12 protein-coding genes and 1 pseudogene are annotated in these 16,057 nt (G+C 55.1%); 1 reads left to right on the top strand and 12 read right to left on the bottom strand.

From position 1 onward, the window contains the following. Window positions 1–2: 2 nt before the first annotated feature. The 12 genes and pseudogenes from ACZLHH_RS10120 to ACZLHH_RS10065 form a co-directional block, all read right to left on the bottom strand. Complete coding sequence (locus tag ACZLHH_RS10120; protein WP_180844085.1) at window positions 3–947, bottom strand: IS481 family transposase; 945 nt, start codon at window positions 945–947, stop codon at window positions 3–5. A gap of 659 nt (window positions 948–1,606) precedes the next feature. After that, complete coding sequence (locus ACZLHH_RS10115) at window positions 1,607–2,893, bottom strand: oligosaccharide flippase family protein (RefSeq protein WP_180844086.1); 1,287 nt, start codon at window positions 2,891–2,893, stop codon at window positions 1,607–1,609. Between the two features lie 138 nt (window positions 2,894–3,031). Continuing rightward, window positions 3,032–4,063 (bottom strand): NAD-dependent epimerase/dehydratase family protein, encoded by a 1,032-nt coding sequence (locus tag ACZLHH_RS10110; RefSeq protein WP_180844087.1) that lies wholly within the window; start codon window positions 4,061–4,063, stop codon window positions 3,032–3,034. Between the two features lie 8 nt (window positions 4,064–4,071). Further along, window positions 4,072–4,986, bottom strand: a complete 915-nt coding sequence (locus tag ACZLHH_RS10105; RefSeq protein WP_180844088.1) for a glycosyltransferase — start codon at window positions 4,984–4,986, stop codon at window positions 4,072–4,074. After that, on the bottom strand, window positions 4,983–6,041 hold the full coding sequence (locus ACZLHH_RS10100) for a glycosyltransferase family 4 protein (protein WP_180844089.1): 1,059 nt from the start codon (window positions 6,039–6,041) through the stop codon (window positions 4,983–4,985). Before ACZLHH_RS10100 ends, ACZLHH_RS10105 begins: the two co-directional genes overlap by 4 nt. Beyond that, on the bottom strand, window positions 6,038–7,216 hold the full coding sequence (locus ACZLHH_RS10095) for a hypothetical protein (protein ID WP_180844090.1): 1,179 nt from the start codon (window positions 7,214–7,216) through the stop codon (window positions 6,038–6,040). The genes ACZLHH_RS10100 and ACZLHH_RS10095 overlap by 4 nt, the downstream gene beginning before the upstream one ends. Before the next feature lie 43 nt (window positions 7,217–7,259). Then, a complete protein-coding gene (locus ACZLHH_RS10090; protein WP_180844091.1) occupies window positions 7,260–8,411 on the bottom strand; it encodes a glycosyltransferase in 1,152 nt (383 codons plus the stop codon). A 121-nt stretch (window positions 8,412–8,532) separates the two neighbouring features. Next, window positions 8,533–9,276: pseudogene (locus tag ACZLHH_RS10085) on the bottom strand (polysaccharide biosynthesis tyrosine autokinase); the annotation flags it as partial. A gap of 26 nt (window positions 9,277–9,302) precedes the next feature. Then, window positions 9,303–10,444, bottom strand: a protein-coding gene (locus ACZLHH_RS10080) for an IS3-like element ISStma9 family transposase (RefSeq protein ID WP_087944428.1) whose coding sequence is annotated in 2 segments (ribosomal slippage) — window positions 9,303–10,207 and window positions 10,207–10,444 — 1,143 coding nt in all. Because the reading frame shifts where the segments join, the coding sequence is not laid out codon by codon here. 60 nt (window positions 10,445–10,504) lie between these two features. Continuing rightward, entirely contained in the window at window positions 10,505–11,977 is a 1,473-nt protein-coding gene (locus tag ACZLHH_RS10075) for a GNVR domain-containing protein (protein ID WP_478478781.1), read from the bottom strand. A 53-nt stretch (window positions 11,978–12,030) separates the two neighbouring features. Beyond that, a complete protein-coding gene (locus tag ACZLHH_RS10070) occupies window positions 12,031–12,402 on the bottom strand; it encodes an arsenate reductase/protein-tyrosine-phosphatase family protein (protein ID WP_019661368.1) in 372 nt (123 codons plus the stop codon). 215 nt (window positions 12,403–12,617) lie between these two features. Continuing rightward, window positions 12,618–13,985, bottom strand: a complete 1,368-nt coding sequence (locus ACZLHH_RS10065) for an undecaprenyl-phosphate glucose phosphotransferase (RefSeq protein WP_429000431.1) — start codon at window positions 13,983–13,985, stop codon at window positions 12,618–12,620. Window positions 13,986–14,497: 512 nt separating this feature from the next. On the opposite strand from ACZLHH_RS10065, the gene amaB reads away from it, so the two are divergent. Beyond that, on the top strand, window positions 14,498–16,030 hold the full coding sequence (amaB, locus tag ACZLHH_RS10060; protein ID WP_164079693.1) for an L-piperidine-6-carboxylate dehydrogenase: 1,533 nt from the start codon (window positions 14,498–14,500) through the stop codon (window positions 16,028–16,030). The last annotated feature ends 27 nt before the right edge of the window (window positions 16,031–16,057 follow it).

Genomic DNA, 16,057 nt, shown 5'->3' with positions numbered 1-16,057 from the left:
GGTTAGCTGTGTAAACCCACTACGTTGTTCAGCGGCACTCTGGAGATAGGTGGCTGGCCGCCGATCGCCATATGGGGACGATGCCAGTTGTAGTGGTGCAGCCATTGGTTCAGAACGGAATTGCGCTGGTCCGAGGATGCGTACTCGCAGGCGTAGGCCCACTCGCGCAGGCTGGTCTGGATGAAGCGCTCGGCTTTGCCATTGGTCCGCGGCGTGTAGGGCTTGGTTCTGATGTGCTTGATTCCAAGGGATTTGAGCAGCTTGGCAAAGGCGGTGGAGCGATAGCAGGCACCGTTGTCGGTCAGGATCCGCTTGAAGGTGATTCCCAGGCTGGCGAAGTACTCCAGAGCGCCCAGCAACGCCTGGCAGGCGGTTTCGCCCTGTTCGTTGGGGTGGACGCTGCTGAAGGCCACTCGGGAGTGATCGTCGATGGCCACGTGGACGTAGCCCCAGCCACCGCCCGCGGCGTTTCCCCGGCGTTTGGCATCGGTTCTGTGCCCTGGCCGCTGGAAGTTGCCCAGCTTCTTGATGTCCAGGTGCAGCAGCCCTCCTGGCTGATCATATTCGTATCGGATGACCTCCTTGGGCGAATCAAGCTGACACAGCCGATTGAGGCCGTGGGCGCGCATCAGCCTTGAAATCGTACTGTGGCCGACCCCCAGTGCCTTGGAGATGGTCAGGTAGGTCTGCCGCTTACGGCGGCGTTCCTTGATCTGCTCGACCACCAGCTCCGGCGTGGCGTGCGGCGTCTGGTGAGGCTTTGAGCTGCGGTTCTCCAAGCCCGATGGCCCCAACTCCCGGAATCGGCCGAGCCATTTGTAAGCCGTACGCACGCTGACGCCACACGCCTGAGCTGCTTCTTCCGGGCGCAGGCCCTCGTGAAGGATGCGGTGAACAAGAAGTGCTCGACTATGGACGGTCAAACGGGCATTTTTATGGTGGTTCATCCGGGCTCTTTGGGGTCTGGAAAGGTGTGGTAACCGCCATTTTCCAAAGATGTCCCGGATGAACAACCTACAGAGAGATCACAGTTAGCCCTCACTCGAGCATCAGATTTCGATGGAACGCTAATATTAAACAGCCGTCGGCCATGTCCCCGCATTGTAGAAGCTTCAATACTCAAATAGTCAAGAAACCTTCTCAGTATTCTTGTACTCCCCTTTGCTAGCGCACCATCGCATTGACAAGCTTGCGCATCAAAACACATGAAGAGGGAGCCACTTTCGCTTTCACGCGGACCGTCCTGCGCTGCCTGCCCTGGCTCCATTCACTAATCTTCATGACCAGAACATCCATTCGATACATTGACGCGATATCCCGCACCTGACCATGCAGGTATGGCCCCCGTCGCGGAGCACGCACGTTTCAAACCCATGCGTCCGCTCTAGAGCACTTTTCACACAGGCCTCACTTACAGTGGCACATCTGCAGCGGCACGTAAGACGTAAAAATGACGCCCGCCGGTATGGACTTTCTTCTAACGCGCCACTCCCCCCCCCGCGTGGTCCAACGCAAAATCAAGCGCTGGTAACCTATTGACGTTCACACTGGAGCTGGTGTGCGGGGCTCGATCAATTAGCAATGATTGCTAGTGAACGATTCGGGCTCAAACGCCGACAATTCTTCGATGGAGCCTAAGAACAATCCCTTCCCGGAAAAAGTAGTTCATCAACGTAAGTGAGACAAGTTCGACAAGCAAAACTCCAATCGCACCTCCAAGCCCCCCAAAAAAATGAACGAGCGGATAATAGACAAGCAAAGAGAAACAAAGGACAGCCAAGGTTTTTACTAGAAGATATCGGTAACCAGACAATCTGACTACGTACCTACTTGAAATAGTCCCTAGAGCGGAAAACATAACGGACAGACACAAAACAACCCCCGGGGCGTATGCACCCGAAAAATCAGGCCCAAAGAGAAGAGAGATTGCAAATTCTCCAAATAAATAAAATAGCAATGTTACACAGATACAAATTATCGCAATGTAGCGACCGAGCCTAGCGGCCATATTGAGCGCGCGATTTTCATCTCGCTCGGCGAAAATTTGCGGGAAGAAAGAGTTTATTAGTGCGACATTCACAAACGCCCATGAAGTTGCTATGGTAAGTGCAGCCGAGTAGACGCCCATTACGCGATCCCCCTCGACCGCGAAAACTACGAACTGACCTATCTTTGTGTACAGAGCAACAGCAACTGCCGAGATCATAACAGCACCGCCAGCACCAAGAAGATGGCGCGAATATCGACGAACATGAAACGATGAAATCTTCGCCCCGGCCTCGCCCCTAAAAATCCAGTACCGAATTAAGAACGGGACAAATGCAGTCACAACGATTGGAAAAGCCAAAAAAACCGGATCGATCTTGAACGCACCAATGATGTAACGAGATCCAAGCCCGCACACCAAACCGATCAAGTTGGCTATCGCATTCACGCGCGACCAGAGTCTTGCGTTGTTGTAAATAGAATAAACGTCCCAAGCTGCGAAGAACCCAGCAACACAAGTTGCCACAAAGAAAACTGACTCAACGCGTCCCTGCCCGTCGAGAAAGAACGCAAGTACAGGAACAGAGATCGCCAGATACACCCCAAGGCGCAATCCCGTTGTGGCAGAGAGAAGGCGCGCACCAGATACAGCGTTCCTCGAAACACGTTTGAAAAGCACACTATCACTTCCAAGCTGAGCTGCAACCAGCACCACTTGGAACACTGCCGCTGCCATAGTTAACTGCCCCACCAGCGACGGTCCGATGTACCTAGCAACATACGCAGTGACCAACAGCACTCCAAACCCCGCAACGACCTTCTCAAGAATCGTCCAAGCAGCGTTCTGAAGTGAAGGATGCGCCTTCACCCTCATAAAAATTGCCAAAAGTTCATCCAGCTTTTGCATCTATGAAACCTGCACTCAGTAAAGGCGCGTACTGATCCGAAGTAGAACGCGAATAAACACCCGTCACCGACAGATCAATCGAACTACCCAAGTCCGCAACCGAAGACCTGAGCCATACGCTCGCCTATCAGCAGGCAATCACTTCTCGCCCCATTCCTGAGGGCAACACTCCTTCCAATCAAGCATCGCAGTTTCTAATGTGTACTTGAAGGTGTATCCTTTCGAAACAAGATAAGCTGGAAGAACATTATTGGATCTCACCAGCTTTCTGATACGGACGGGACTAAAAGGATGCGAAACACCCAACGGCCTCGCCAGCACATCCAGCACGAAAGCGACACCGAGCAAAAGAAAGTAGGGGAAATTCGGCGAGCGAGATCTGCATTCAGCAACGCTCGAAACAGCCTCCACATAGTCCTCAATAGACGGCCCAGGATTCATAGAAGCATTAAACAGGGTTACACCGCCCCCAGACTCCACTCGCAGCCGATAAACCCACCAAAGCGCATTGCATAGCTCTTTTACATAGATACCTGCCTTACGGGTTTCACGATTTGCCATGTAGGCGAAATAACCACCCTTAACAGCTTTTATCAACCTTGTAACATTGCCACCCTCACCCGGCCCAAAAACCACACCAGGTCGCACGATGACCAAGTGGCGCGCATTAGGGCTTGCAGCGTGCCAAGCAAGATGTATCTTCTCGGCAACTAGCTTGGACGCACCGTAAGGCGTAACAGGCACAGGAAGAGTCGTCTCGTCCTTGACCTCCTCCCCAATTCCATAAGGAGATATCGATGAAGTAAACAGTATCGAAGAGCAACCAATACGGGAAGCCCAATGGGTTACGTTCTCTGCGCCAACCACATTCGTTTCAAAATATTCAGCATCCTCATGACCAGGCTCACGATGAACCGCTGCAAAGTTCGCTATCAATGCAACCCGCTCGCGAGGAACCCATTCGATCACGCTCCGAACGTCGCCGCGAACACATTCCACCGCATCGCCATATTCATCCAGCAGCTTGGCGCGATAGGGGAATGGCTTGTCACTATAAGAGTTCAGATCGTAAAGATAGACCTTAGCGCAATGCCCACTCCTTAAGACAAACTCAGCAAAAAAACAGCCGATAAATCCGGAACCACCAAATATCACAATACAATCTTTCACAAAACCCCCTAGATCCAACCCGCGAGCGCACTTGCGAACAAAATCAACCTGTCACTGGATCGCCTTCGCCCCCTAACAAGCAGCATGTGAGACAATCGAACTCGACGAGATATTCCTGGCCTACTGAACCATACAGATTGAAAGTCCACGGGTAGCGCGGCGATCGGGAATGCCGCATTTAGACATCCGACGATGGAGTCGACCTGATTGCAATACCACCCGCTTCTCAGCAAGCCAAGTCGTTTAAGAATGCCCGAAAAACCTCGCCGGGCCCCCGTATCATTATTTCCGTGCTGCCGATACCGTACGCCAACCATATCGTCGAAGATCCACCCCCTCACCCACGCGCGCGCGAGAGAGTAGACAAGCCAATCATGATAATGAACGGATTTTAGCTGCATCCTATTTTCTTTCAAGAAATCACGGACCCTGAGCGCGAAATCCTGCCTCAAGGTAAAAGTGCAGCCTTGACCCGCGCCTTCGAAGATATAGTCCAAATCCGTTACTACTCGATTCTGAAGTAGCAACTGCTCCCGCCCGTCGGGCCAGAATGCGAGCACAGGCGCCGAGTAGCCATCGACCCCTGCCTTATCCATTTCCGTGATCGCACGCGCCAGCTTATGCTCCAACCAGATGTCATCCTGATCGCAGAACGCCACAAAATCAAAACCACTAAGATCAGAGTTCTCGAGCAGTCTAAGGAAATTTTGCCCTGCTCCACCTGACCTACCCTGGGATTTCAGTATCGATATTCGAGGATCGCACGCCATCTCTTTGACGATATGCATCGTATTGTCTTGAGAACAATCGTCACCGACGAGCACTGCAACTTCCACATCCTTCTGTGCCAGGACGCTCTCAATCTGCTCCCGGATCCACGCTTCGCCATTGTAGGAAGCAAGAAGCACCAGAACTCTACTCACAACAACTCCAGCCTCGGTTCAACTGCCTTCAGACTTGATTCAAGCATCGCTAAGGAACGCTCAGCTGAATAGTATCGAACCCTTTCATCACCAAGCTCTACCTTGCCTCGCACTAGGTCTGCACGACTCAGGCTCTCAATAGCTAGAATCCAGCTATCTGTGTTTCCAAGTTCGACATAGATTGCTGCATCGCCCAATACCTCGCGATGGACAGGGATATCAGACGCGATTACTGGACGTCCACAGGCCAAAACCTCTAGGGGAGGGATCCCGAAGCCTTCCCATCTGGAAGGATAGATCAGAGCCGAACAACGTCTATACAGCGACAGGAGCTCATCAGGATCCACGTAGTCGAGAAATTCAACACAAGCGGTTAGGTCGAGCGAAGCAATTAATGACTCCAACTCTTCTCGATACGGTCCTGAGCACGAAGTTACGATCAATCGATACCTAAAGGACCAAGCACTGTGGTTCAGTAGAACCTCGCTTACATTCTTATGACTGAATCGCGCACCAACCATAAGTAAGAACGGCTCAGGTGGAGTTCCCAATGGCGAAAAACGCGCTGGATCTATACTGTTCGGAACAACGTAGATCTTGCCCTCTGGAAATCCATAGGCCTGAACTATGTCTGCCTTCGACGTTTCAGACACTGTAAATACGGCGCGGCACTGCCTCAAAAGCCTAGGAACAAACCATTTGAAATAAGCGTACTGAAGAAAATGTTGCCGCGGGAATCGCAACGAGATTAGATCGTGGATGGTTATAATCTGGTTTGAATGCCCAGGCACTCCATGATGTGTAGGCGAATACACAAGAAATTCATCATCAAAACGGAGACGTCGAAGCCAGATGTTCCTCTTAATTGCCGCCAACTTCCCCCCGCCAATTCCGATTGAAATTGGCGAACTGATTCGCTCTTCAGCAGAAACCAATGGCCGGCTCGATATCACAACAGATCGAATTTTCTCGACGATTCGAGAACAAGCAACTGAATACACCCCAAGTCCCGTCGGCCTTACGCCGACCATCGACAGATTTATCAAAAGCTTCATGCTGCCCCCTCTCCCTTTTGAGATAGCTCAAACCTAGCAGCATCGACTTCGCGCCTAACTGCGGCGCGTTTCACAACGAACCCAATAACGACCGAAAATACCAGCAGGTAGGCAGCAAATGGCATTGAAAGGTAGTTAAACCTAGGATACTCAAGAATTGATATTAGAATAAGCGGCGCCAAAGCCAAGCAAACTAAACTTGAGAATCGCCTTTTCCAGATGTAAGACATAATCAAGAACTTCAATATTATTACAAAATACCCCAGGATACCAAAATCACTTACATCCTGAGCCAACCCGCCCGGATTATTCAATCCCGAATTAATCATGGAAGACGAAGATTCAAGCTGCTCAAGGAGACTTTTGTAATCCAAAGCGCGAGCCCCCTCCCAACCTAGTAGCGCCCCTACGGGAGCAAGTGCAAAGACCCCCGGATACTCGAAATCACCAGATGCGACCTGATAATACTTATTCATGGTGTCGGAGTAATAGGCCCACACGCTATCCAGAATCCCCGTTGCTGTGGAGTCGAAGCGTCCACCAGCCTGGCTCTGCTGATCTAGCCTTGCACTGAGGAGCATCGAGAAAAGGATCACGACCAGCGCCCCACCAATCGCCCCTTTTCTAATCGGAATTCCTTTTACGCCGCAGAGCGGCAAAACGATCCAAGCGACGCAAACCACCTCTACGATCGCCACGCGCTCGCTCATAAGAAATGCTCGTCCGACATGCATTATTGCCAGAAGACCGAGGAGCCTCAGAATAACCTTTCGATTCCGCAGAACTGCAGCCAGAAGTGGCAACGCTACAATGTCCATTCGGATAATCGTACCAACCCCTTCGAAAACAGCCGCCTGGCGCGCAACAAGATAACCGCCAGCCAGAAACCCGGTAAGCGCCACCGCAATCTGAATAAGCTGCGCAGCAAGTGAGAAAATCATAACCCCCCATAAAAGGAGCCTCACCCATGATGACGCATAATAACCTTGTACGCTTGCATTCTTGCGCCACGGCCTAGCCGCTGCGCCTCCCAAGAGAACTATCCCAACGGGCAAGAGTCCATATATCGCGTGCTCCTTCACCGAGAACTTCAGAGCTATATGGAAGAGGTCTGACGACTCAAACAGAAAATAAGGTACATATATTAGAAGGCAGCAGATGTAGAACGGCAGCATGTTCCAGAGCAATAACTGATTGCCGCTCCGAGAAATCCTCACATCAAATCCCCCCACTGGATGTTGCAAGATCGATGAGCTGAGATGCCTTCTTGGACCATGCTTGAGTTGCAGATGCCGCGCGCCCGATCTCTGGCGAATAGCGCCCTTTCTTCAGATTACAAATTGCCAGCCCAACCTGGCTCGCAAAATCGTCAGAATCTTCAGCAAGGAGAACGAAAGGCAAATTTCTGGCAGCCAGTTCAGGCGTGAAACTGGAGATAACCTGCAGTCCCGCCGCGCCGTACTCAAATATCTTCATGGGACTTCTACCAGCGTTCGAAGGATGAGAGGAGAGCGGCAGCAAGGCAATGTCGCACCGTTGCAGGAGAGCAGGCAGATGACGATAACTAACCGGCCCCTTGAAAATTATATTTGGCAAATCATTAGCCAGCTCCATGATTCCACTATGCCATGGCCCAAAGATCAGGAATGAAACGTCTGGCTCAGATTTGGCGGCTTTTACAACAGATTCAATTGAGAACCGTTCATCCAAGGCACCTACATAAACGGCTAGCAGCCCCGCTGGAAGTTCAATTTCCACAGGTAGTTCTGCTGGTGCAGAGAACAACGAATACTCTACGCCATTCTGCATTAGATGAATCGCTGGCGCCCCAACCGCCTCCATGTGTTTGGCGATCGGCCGTGACATGGCCACAACCTTATACCCCTGCCGAGCTATTTCACCCTCAAGCTGACCGATAGACGGATCCTCTCTCATCTCGGCATAAAGATCCGTAGGTCTATACACCCGATAGCGAGAACCGCAGCTTTCGGCTAGATCAAAAAGCCGCGGCTCGTCCAGAAAAACAATATCGAATTCATTCAGACGGCGCTTTCCCAGGACATGCCGCAGATAGATAAAAGGTGAATACAACTTTCGGCGCAGCCATCCACTTCTCCTAGCAATTGCCCAAGGAAGAATTGAGAACGGAACCACATCGCGAACACCGTCTATCACCTCCCCGCCAATGGCGCACCGGCGCATCTTCTCTCGATTGAACTTTGATCGAAGGAATCCAATATGCGCAATTGTTATTGGCGAACTCACATGAACTACATCGTGTCCTTGGCGCGCCATCTCTCTAGCGAGATGGTGAGAACCCACTACGAATGCCCCACCCATCGCGGTATGACTGATAAACAGAATTTTCATCAAACCATTCCTCGGCCCAGGCGAGCGTCACAGATTTATACAATTTCCGATCATTCTAGTTTCGATAACGCAAAATCTAATTTTCTGCCGCACGCTTATCCGGCAACATCCCTGGTGCGCCTCACTTAACTGACTTGTACTCGTAGTAGCCATAGCTGTAGTACCCTGCCGTTCGACGCTGGACCGCGTTAAATATTGCTCCCTTGATGCGAACGTTATTCTGCTCAAAACGACGTTTCGCCAATGCTAGCTCTTTGGCCTGATTCAATCCAAAGCGGGCGACCATAAGACACGTTCCGGCATGATGCGCAATTATCGCCGCATCAGTAACGGCCAAGATGGGCGGCGTATCAACGATGATGAGATCGTACTGTGGCGCGAGTGTTTCGAGCACCTTGGTAAAGTTTGAATGCATCAGCAACTCGGATGGATTCGGTGGAACATCTCCTCGCGCTATGAAGCTCAGATTATTCAACTCCGGCAGGGTGCGCACAACCGCCGAGCTATCAACCTTTCCGACCAGCAGATCTGACAGCCCTGGAACCTGCGGCACGCCCAGCGCTTTATGCAGCGTGCCCTTCCGCATGTCGGCATCAATGATCAGAACTCGTTGACCAGCCTGCGCAATAACCGCCGCTAAATTCGACGAAACGAAAGTCTTACCTGCATTCGGGCTCGCGCCGGAAATCAGCACGATGTTGTTCTTAGCTTCCAAACGCGCGAAGTGCAAGCTAGTGCGCAGACTTCTCACGGCCTCGATCGCCAGATCTGCGGGATCCTTTAGGGCCAAAAGATGCAGCTTCCCATCGGCCCGGAATTTTCCACGCACCGAATCACTCTGTTGCTGTGGGCTAACTGGTATTGAATCGCCCAGGGTTTTCTAGACAGTCGTCAGCCGTTTAGTGCGTACTGCTTCTCGAACTCTACCGGGGACAGCCCGTCGTTGGAACTGTGCCGCCGTTTTGGGTTGTAGAACATCTCGATGTACTGGAAGACGTCGGCCCGTGCCTCGTCGTGATTGCTGTAGATCCTCCGCTTAATACGCTCCCGCTTCAGTAGCTGGAAGAAGCTCTCCATCGCTGCGTTGTCATGGCAGTTTCCTCGTCGACTCATGCTGCACACGATGTCGTGCTCGCGCAGGAAGCTCTGCCAGTCTTCGCTGGTGAACTGGGTTCCCTGGTCGGAGTGAAGCAGAAGCCCGGGGCTTGGCTTGCGCCGCCACACTGCAGCCAATAGCGCCTGCAAAACCAGGTCCGTATGTTGAGTTGGTCGGGTTGCCCATCCAACGACCTGACGCGAAAACAGATCAAGCACTACCGCCAAGTACAGGAAGCCGTCGTACGTGCGGATGTAGGTGATGTCCGTGACCCACGCGCGATTTGGCTCACTGACTTTGAAGCCGCGAGCCAGAACGTTCTTGGCGACTGATCCAACAGGGCCGCTCAATGGGCGTGGTCGCCGACCGTAGCCGACCATTGCCCGCAGCCCCTCGCTCTTCATCAAGCGTGCCACGCGATGACGACTACACGTCTCGCCAAGCTCGCGCAGATCTGTGGTCACTTTGCGGTGGCCATACACAGAGCCGCTTTCCAGCCAGCTGTGCTTGATTAGGCCGAGCAACCGCTGATCGTCCTTGTCGCGAGCGCTTGCCGGCTCTTTTAGCCAGGCGTAGTAGCCACTGCGATGGACGCCAAGCATCCGACACATCGCCGCGAGGCCGAACTCATCTGCGTGTTGCTTCATGAAGGCGTACTTTGCTCTTACCCCTTTGCAAAGTACGCGGCGGCTTTTTTTAGGATGTCTCGCTCTTCAGTGACCCTGCGTAGCTCAGCCTTGAGGCGGCGCACTTCCGCGTTCTGGTCCTGCTCGACACGCCGGCCAACATCGCCTTTGCCTTGTTGCCGCTTCCAGCCGTAAAGACTATGGATCGACACGCCCAGTCGCTCGGCAACCTCCGCTACCGGACGGCCGTACTCAACGATCTGTCGGACCGCCTCGATCTTGAACTCATCGGTGTACCGCTTCGTGCTCATAACCACCTCCGCCTAAGCCATAGTTTATGGCTGCGAGGTGTCTACGGAACCCTGGGCGATTCATATCGATGCATATACAGGCAACCCAAGCTCTTCAATCTGAGAGGGATCCTCCACCCCTCTATTGAGTATCTGCTTTAGTAGCACGAGCCCTACAGAAAGAAGAACGCCAAACGCAGTACCAATTAGAATTACAAGCCCTCTACGCGGCTTAACTGGCGAAGTGGTGTCCACAGCCGCCACGTCCACGACTCGTACGTTACCCACGGTACCAGCACGAGCAACGTCCAATTGCTGGGCCTGGTTCAGCATTCCTGTATACATTTCATTGCCCACCTGCAGATCACGAGTGAGGCGCAAAAGCTCTTGCTGCGCCTCGGGCAACTGCTTCACTTGGCCCTGGAAGCTGCTCTTCCTTCCCTCCAACTCACCGATCTGGCGCATGAGCGCCTGATAGGCGGGATGATCACGGGTGAATTTACGATCCATTTCAGCTTGCTGAAGGCGCAACTGCTGAATACTTGTTTCAACCGCCACTTCCTGATCCAGAAGGCCCTTGGTCTGAAGGGTTAGATCAACTGAATTGGCACGGGTTTGATAGTCACTGAGAGCTTTCTGCGCGACATCGACTTGATTTCTTATATTAGGCAGTTGTTCCTTCACAAAACTAAGCTGTGCCGAAGCCTCCGCGGAACTGCGTTCTACGTTCTGGCGTACATATGCCTGAGCAACCTCATGCAGAACTCTCTCAGCAAGCTCCGGATCCGAGCTTTCATATGCAAGAGTAAGAATCCCAGAATCCTTACCCGTTTCGCGAACGGAGATCTCCTTCTGCAACTCATTGGTAACCGTCAAATGACGCTGGCGAGTCACCATAAAGCGCATATTTGGATGAGCGCGAATTCCAGCAATTTGAATTGTCACTCCCCCACCATTTGCCACTTTGCCAACCATTCCCGTCAGCAGAAGTTTTCCATCGTCAAACAGCTCGTAAGTCCCATTCTCCCCGACAATCAAGGTAAGTGGCTCAGCGATCAATCTGTGGGGAACGTCCAATTGAAAAACGTCCAACTTTTCTCCACCCCACCCGTAGCGACTCATGCCGAGGCGCACATCGCTAAGCTCATTCGGAGAGTTCTGTTCCGATTTACGGGCGAGGAATCCACCCAGCACCGGGAAGCGATTAGGTTCGACCTCAACATCAAGCGCCAAAGCCTTTACCGCACCGCCAACAACAGCACGTGAAGTAATGAGCGCAATCTCAGTCGTTGCTTCGGCTGATCCAGCCCCCATGCCTAGAGACTGACTAATATCGGAGAGACCCGGGAGCGTCGGCATCTTCGGCTCCACCTGCACGATCGCATCAGCGCGATAGATCGGCGTCGCCAACAGGGCATAGGCGGCTGCAGCAACGAAGAACGCCCCCGTAATACCGGCAATCCACCATTTGTGGTCAATCAGTGTGCCTAGCAACTGCCGCAGGTCGATTTCATCAGCATCATCCTGCGCCGGACTACGGGTATCAGTGGTCATCAGTAAGAACTCTTCAATTGGATGTAGGTGCAGTCAGAGATGAGAAGTCAGCGCTACAGGTGCCGCGCCCAGCTCTCCACACCCTCGGCCATCAACTTGTAAACATGCTCGAACGCCGGGCGCTGTTGGCGGTACGGATCGGGAATCTCCCGATCCTGCTGCCACTTGCCCAGCAGGAAGGTTTTTCCGGATGCCTGCGGCGCGATCTCGGCGATGCGACGCACGTGCTTGCGCTCCATGGTCAGCACCAGATCGGCGGCTCCCAGGATGGCGTCATCGATCTGGCGCGCGCGATGGGCCAGGCCATCCATGCCCTGCTCGACCAGCAGCTCCTGCGCTGTGGCATCAATGCCATGCCCAACCAGCGCACCGAGACCAGCGGAGGATACCTGGATGCCCCTGCCCTCGACCGCCTGGCGCAGCATCACTTCTGCGGACGGACTGCGGCATATGTTGCCGACACATACAAAAAGAACGTTCTTGAACACTGACCTGGATCCTGTGGCATTCCTTGCGGCGCACGCGACCAGGACATCCGGGGCCGGCGGCAGCCGCACAGCATACCTTACAAGTGCATTACAGGCGATGAAATCGCCAGCAGATTCATGGGATTACGTCGCAGTTCCAAAAATCGGCCACATCAGTACGCCGATTTTTGCCCCAGCACCTTCAACGCCGTCAGCACGATGATCCGCACATCCAGCGTCGGGCTCCAGCGTCGGATGTAGTCGATGTCGTACTGCACACGCTTCTTCATCGAGCGAAGCTCTGGCGTCTCGCCACGCAACCCATGCACCTGCGCCCAGCCCGTAATGCCCGGCTTGACGTAGTGACGGTGCATGTAGCGTTCGATCACCCGCTCATAGTGGTCGTTGTGCTGGATCGCATGCGGTCGCGGCCCCACCACTGACATGTTCCCGCCCAGTACATTGAAGAACTGCGGCAATTCATCCAGGCTGCTGCGGCGCAGGAAGGCGCCAAACCGGGTGACGCGCGGATCACCCCGCGTTGCCTGGGTGATCTGCCCCTCCCCCTCCGCGTGCACACGCATGGAGCGGAACTTGAGCATCCAGAACTCTTTACCGCCAAGGCCATGACGTTTCTGCCGGAAAAGCACCGGCCCCGGTGAGCTCAGCTTCACGCCGATGGCCAGCACGGCAAACAGCGGCGCCAGAAGGATCACCGCAATGCCCGCCACAACGATGTCCTCAACCCGCTTGAACAGGCGGAAGCGATGATCCACCAGACCCTGGCGCACGCCGATCATCGGCACGTCACCCACCTGGTGTACGCCGGGATTCAACGCACCCAGCCCCGTGGTATCCGGAATCAGGCGCACCGGCACCGGAAATCGCTCGATCTGCTTGAGCATGTCCTTGATCGCGGCCGCGTGCCCCATCGGCATCGACACCCAGACCTGATCGAATTCGCCGCGGTGCTGATCCATGTACTGCGGGACGTCTTCCAGTCGCCCCAGCCGGCACGGCGCGTCCCCACCGCGACGGGTGGCGATATCGCCCGCACTGGCGAAATAGCCGATGACGTCTTTGCCAAGCTCTGGTTTCCCACGCAGCAGACGGTGCAGCCTCAAGGCAGGCGCCCGCAGCCCGACCAGCAGGATCCGCTCATGATCCATCCCGCGTGAACGCAAGCGATGCAACTGCACTCTCAGCAATACGCGCAGTGCAGCCATGGAGCCCAGGCCAAAGGCATACCAGCCGATCAGCCAGGTAGAGGGGACCGCATCGGCAAGTCCGACCAGGACGACGTAGAGCGAGAACAACGCGAAGGTGGCAGACCACGCCAGCAGCAACAACCAGAGATCAGCGAGAAGTCCGCGCATCCGCCAGTTGCGATAAACCGGCGCCACCGAGAAGCAGATGACTGCGCTGAGGATCAATGCACCAAACACGATGCGCTGGGAGGAATCCGGGGCCCCTGCTCCAGACATCAGGATGTGGGAGAGCACTGCCATACCCGGCAGCAGCAACAGATCGCCCAGGCGCAACCCCAACTCAAGGGCCGCCCGGGCTTCGACGCGGCGGCGGCCTGCCCGGGCCCGCGCTGCGGGGAGGTCTTCTACTGATCCATGTAGCAAAGCACTTCTCCATTCACGACTCGACCGAACACTGAATTGTTCGTCTTCACGCGCATGGACTCCCCAGCCAGCACGTGATTGTCAAAGGTTTGTCAATCAGGCGTGACTGAATTGTGAATGATGTCTGGGCCAAAAGATAGGAATTTCGACAGGGCAGACACCTGACCGTACGACCTTGCCGAGGCGCAAGTCATTGCAACTATTACGAATTTCGAATGTGTCAATCTGCATCAAACTGGGTCATTTCACGTCAAGCCTGAACCTTCCCAACGGGCTCAACGTCGGCTCTTTGACGCCCCATTCCACCCCGCACCGCACCAAAGCCCAGCAACCTCCCTCTGCTACCATCGGCGGTTCTGTTCATCGCGTCCCCCACCTGCTCGCGATGGCGCCAAACAACGTAACGAAACACAGGAGTCTGCATGTCTTCCGAGCTGCTCAAGTCCCTTGGCCTGGACGCGATCAACGCTGGCACGTACCTGGGCAACGGGGAGTGGTCGAGCGCGACCAGCGGTGAGCTGATCACCCCGGTCAACCCGACCACCGGCGAGCCGATCGCGCAGGTCCGCGCGACCACCGAGGCCGAGTACGAGACCGTCGTCGCCCGCGCCCAGGAAGCTTTCAAGGTCTGGCGCACCACGCCGGCTCCGCGCCGCGGTGAAGCCGTGCGCCTTTGCGGCGAAGCACTGCGCAAGCACAAGGACGCCCTGGGCTCGCTGGTTGCGCTGGAAATGGGCAAGAGCAAGCCCGAAGGCGACGGCGAAGTGCAGGAGATGATCGACATCGCCGATTTCGCCGTGGGCCAGAGCCGCATGCTGTACGGCTACACCATGCATTCCGAGCGCCCCGGCCACCGCATGTATGAGCAGTACCACCCGCTGGGCCTGGTCGGCATCATCTCGGCCTTCAACTTCCCGGTCGCGGTGTGGAGCTGGAACTCGTTCCTGGCCGCCATCTGCGGCGACGTGTGCATCTGGAAGCCGTCCAACAAGACGCCGCTGACCGCCATCGCCTCGCTGAAGATCTGCAACGACGCCCTGCGCGAAGCCGGCTTCCCGGACATCTTCTTCCTGATCAACGATGCCGGCACCGCGCTGTCGGAGAAGATGGTCGATGACCGCCGCGTGCCGCTGATCAGCTTCACCGGCTCGACCCAGGTTGGCCGCACCGTCAATGAGAAGGTCGCGCGCCGCCTGGGCCGCTGCCTGCTGGAGCTGGGTGGCAACAACGCCATCATCCTGGACGAAACCGCCGACCTGAAGCTGGCCGTGCCGGGCATCGTGTTCGGCGCCGTCGGTACCGCCGGCCAGCGCTGCACCACCACCCGCCGCCTGATCGTGCACCGCTCGATCTATGCCGACGTGCTGGCCACGCTGGTCAAGGCCTATAAGCAGGTCGAAGGCAAGATCGGCGACCCGACCGACGCCGCCAACCTGATGGGCCCGCTGAACAGCGATGGCGCCGTGCAGCAGTTCCTCGATGCCATCGCCCAGGCCAAGGCGGCCGGCGGCACCATCGAAACCGGCGGCACCCGCATCGACCGCGCTGGCAACTTCGTGCTGCCGGCGATCGTCTCGGGCCTGAAGAACAGCGACGCCGTGGTCCAGCATGAGACCTTCGCGCCGATCCTGTACGTGATGCCGTACGACACCATCGACGAAGCCATCGACATGCAGAACGGCGTGCCGCAGGGCCTGTCGTCCTCGATCTTCACCCAGAACCTGAAGACCGCCGAGAAGTTCCTGTCGGCGGCCGGCAGCGACTGCGGCATCGCCAACATCAACATCGGCACGTCCGGTGCGGAGATCGGCGGTGCCTTCGGTGGCGAGAAGGACACCGGCGGTGGCCGCGAGTCCGGCTCGGATGCATGGAAGGTCTACATGCGCCGCCAGACCAACACCATCAACTACTCGGATTCGCTGCCGCTGGCGCAGGGCATCAAGTTCGACCTGTAACGCTTTCTGTAGTGCCGGGCCATGCTC

Source organism: Stenotrophomonas sp. 28608_Sma, assembly GCF_056486185.1.
The sequence above is the reverse complement of the archived record's forward strand: the minus strand, read 5'-3'. Positions and strand labels throughout refer to the sequence as shown.

Coding starts and splice junctions, on each gene's coding strand:
- ACZLHH_RS10070 (WP_019661368.1), bottom strand. CDS start 12,402: ATGCTGCGCCAGGCGGTCGAGGGCAGGGGCATCCAGGTATCCTCCGCT.
- ACZLHH_RS10115 (WP_180844086.1), bottom strand. CDS start 2,893: ATGCAAAAGCTGGATGAACTTTTGGCAATTTTTATGAGGGTGAAGGCG.
- amaB (WP_164079693.1), top strand. CDS start 14,498: ATGTCTTCCGAGCTGCTCAAGTCCCTTGGCCTGGACGCGATCAACGCT.
- ACZLHH_RS10120 (WP_180844085.1), bottom strand. CDS start 947: ATGAACCACCATAAAAATGCCCGTTTGACCGTCCATAGTCGAGCACTT.
- ACZLHH_RS10090 (WP_180844091.1), bottom strand. CDS start 8,411: ATGAAAATTCTGTTTATCAGTCATACCGCGATGGGTGGGGCATTCGTA.
- ACZLHH_RS10100 (WP_180844089.1), bottom strand. CDS start 6,041: ATGAAGCTTTTGATAAATCTGTCGATGGTCGGCGTAAGGCCGACGGGA.
- ACZLHH_RS10075 (WP_478478781.1), bottom strand. CDS start 11,977: ATGACCACTGATACCCGTAGTCCGGCGCAGGATGATGCTGATGAAATC.
- ACZLHH_RS10095 (WP_180844090.1), bottom strand. CDS start 7,216: ATGCTGCCGTTCTACATCTGCTGCCTTCTAATATATGTACCTTATTTT.